The sequence below is a fragment of the Actinosynnema sp. genome (assembly GCF_052038725.1).
This window is the reverse complement of record NZ_JBQGCX010001462.1, coordinates 1-2,581: the sequence shown is the minus strand read 5'-3', so window position 1 is coordinate 2,581 and position 2,581 is coordinate 1. Positions and strand designations below refer to the sequence as shown.

Below are 2,581 nucleotides of genomic sequence, written 5' to 3'. Positions count from 1 at the left end.
ACGGTGACGACGAACCTGCCGTCGGGGGTGTCGGTGACCGGGTCGTGGAACGCGGAGCGGACCGGGACCAGCGGCGCGGTGCAGTGGCGGAACGCCGCGTACAACGGGAAGGTGGCGGCGGGGCAGTCGACGGAGTTCGGGTTCCAGGGGACCGGGAGCGCGGGGACGTTGACGCCGAGCTGCTCGGCGGGCTGAGGTTGGTTGCCCGGCAGGGGTTTTCGGGGCCCGGCGCGTGGTGCGCCGGGCCCCGGCTCTTGGGGGCTGGGGTTCGCGGACGCGGTCAGCTCGTGGGCTGCCCGGTGGCGCGGGGGAACCAGTCCGGGACGTAGTCGGGCTCGCGCGGGAAGCGCTCCAGGTCCAGGGCGAACGCCTCGAGGGGGACCGGCGTGGAAAAAGCCGGTTCCTGCTCCCACTCGTAGCTGATCGAGCACTTGCCCGGTCGCTCCAGCTTGTAGTACCCGCTGAACCAGGTCCCCTGCCCCTCGGCGTACATGCCGCTGCGCAGGTCCTGGAAGAGGTCCCAGACGTCCTCCGGCGGGAACCACTCCCTTGTCCCCCCACCCGCGACGCGCAACCCGACCCGCAGCCCCAGGTGCGCGCCGACGTGGTGGTGCTCCAACTCCAGGTACTCCCAGTCCGCGGGCAGGGATTCGAGGAGCACCCCGGTCATCTCGTCCAGGACTTCCTTCTGCTGCACCGGGTTGAGCTTCAGCCACTCCGCCACGCCCGCCCCCCTCCCGATCCGGCGCCGCCGACGGCGCACTGCGCGCTCGGCGTCACGCCCCGACTCGCACATCTGCTGCCGCGCCCAGAGCAGATCGGGGTTCCCCGGAATCCGCCCAACGGGTCACCCGGGATGTCCAATCCGAACACGAGGCCGCTCTCGCAGGACGGGTGCGTGAGTTCATGACGCCACCTCGACACCCAGCCGGTTACGCCTCCACCGCGAGCTTGCGCTTCAACCACTCCGGGATCCTCCCCTCCGCGCGGGGAAAGTGCTCGAGATCCAAGGCGTAAGCGCTCCCCCTGAGCGGCGGGATGAAAACCGGCTCGCTGTCGTAGTCGTACTCGACCCGATACCGCCCCGGCGGTTCAACCGTCACGGTAGCGGTGAACCACGCCCCCGCGCCCTCCGCGTACATCCCGCCGCGCAACCGCTTGAGCAGCAGCATGGCCCGCACGGGCGGCACCACCCTGCGCCGCTCACCGCTCTCGTCCGCGCACAGGAAGGTAGCGGTGTCAACACCGATCGTGGACCGGAAGGACAACTGGAGCCACCGCCACCCCGCAGGCGCAGCGGACACCAGCTCCCCGCCGACCTCGTGAACGATCTCCTGCTGCTCCTCAGGCCCCAGCACTTCGCTCATCACAACCGCTCCCCCTGCCCATCACCGGACATCAAGCGCCGGAACGCACCCGGAACCAGTCCGGCACGTACTCCGGATCACGCGGGAAGCGCCTCAACTCCAGATCGATCTCGTCAGGGGGCGGAGCCGCGGAGAAAGCGGGCTCCTGCTCCCACTCGTAGCTCACCGAGCACCTGCCCGGCCGTTCGAGCCTGTAGAGGAGGCTGAACCAGGTCCCCTGCCCCTCGGAGTACATCCCGCTGCGCAAGTCCTGGAAGAGGTACCAGATCTGATCGGACGGGTTCCACTCCCGACCCCCACCACCCGCGACGCGGAGCCCGACCGCCAGGCTCAGGTGGTTGCCGACCTGGTGGTGCTGAAGTTCGAGGTAGTCCCAGTCCTGGGGCAAGGCGTCCAGGACCACCCCGGTCACCTCGTCCAGGATCTCCCTCTGCTGCAAGGGGTTGAGCTTCTGCCGCTTCGCCATGTCCGGCGATCCTCTCCGTTCAGCGCTGCCGGGGGGCGCGCTACGCGTTCGACGCGGCGATCTGCGCCTGGTGCTCGGCCTCGGCGATCTCGGCGAGCCGCAACTGCTCCCGGAGCCAGTCCGGGACGTGCTCGTCGTCGCGCGGAAAGGCCTCCAGGTCCCTGGCGTACGCGACCGGGTGCAGCGGGGGCCGCCAAGCCGGTTCGTCGTCGAAGTTGAACTCGACCCGGTGCCCGCCGTCCGGGAACACCGTCAACTTCGCCGACAGCCACGTCCCCCGCCCAGGCTCGTACATCAGCCGCCGAGCCCGCACGAGATCGTTGCCAACCACCTTCGGCAACGGCATCGACAGAGGCGCACCCCCACCGTCGGAGCTGACCTGCACCCCGAACACGTGCATCATCGAGCAGAGCTTGGCGTCCACGTCGACCCGCGTCCACCCACGGGGCGCCTCGGCCGCGAGCGCCGTGACAGCCCGCTCCAGGTGCATCGATTCAACTCCTCGCTCAGGAACGCCCTCCTCCGCGAAGGACCGGCCCAGCGTAGTCGCCGAACCCACGCCCGACACCGCTTTCGCCGTTCCTCGTGAGTCAGCCCTCAGCGGGGTCCCGGTTCGCCCGTGCCTTCCAGTCGTCGACCTTGCTGCAAACATCTTTGCGGCGGCCTACTCCCACAACCGCCTGACGATGTCTCCTCAAAGCGGCTCCCGCAAAAACAGCTCAGAGCCTCCCTGACACGACAACAGAAA

Annotated in this window: 5 protein-coding genes; 1 reads left to right on the top strand and 4 read right to left on the bottom strand. The window is 69.2% G+C overall.

Features of this window, described 5'->3' with window-relative positions; genetic code table 11:
• Positions 1–195, top strand: a 195-nt coding sequence (locus ACTUAL_RS30895; protein WP_440902701.1) for a cellulose binding domain-containing protein, incomplete at its 5' end; no start/stop codon positions are given.
• 85 nt (positions 196–280) lie between these two features.
• Here ACTUAL_RS30895 and ACTUAL_RS30890 read toward each other — a convergent pair.
• The 4 genes from ACTUAL_RS30890 to ACTUAL_RS30875 form a co-directional block, all read right to left on the bottom strand.
• A complete protein-coding gene (locus ACTUAL_RS30890) occupies positions 281–724 on the bottom strand; it encodes a hypothetical protein (protein WP_440902700.1) in 444 nt (147 codons plus the stop codon).
• Between the two features lie 208 nt (positions 725–932).
• Positions 933–1,367: a hypothetical protein gene (locus ACTUAL_RS30885; RefSeq protein ID WP_440902699.1), complete on the bottom strand. Its 435-nt coding sequence runs from the start codon at positions 1,365–1,367 to the stop codon at positions 933–935.
• 31 nt (positions 1,368–1,398) lie between these two features.
• Entirely contained in the window at positions 1,399–1,833 is a 435-nt protein-coding gene (locus ACTUAL_RS30880; protein WP_440902698.1) for a hypothetical protein, read from the bottom strand.
• A gap of 40 nt (positions 1,834–1,873) precedes the next feature.
• A complete protein-coding gene (locus ACTUAL_RS30875; RefSeq protein WP_440902697.1) occupies positions 1,874–2,323 on the bottom strand; it encodes a hypothetical protein in 450 nt (149 codons plus the stop codon).
• Positions 2,324–2,581: the final 258 nt, after the last annotated feature.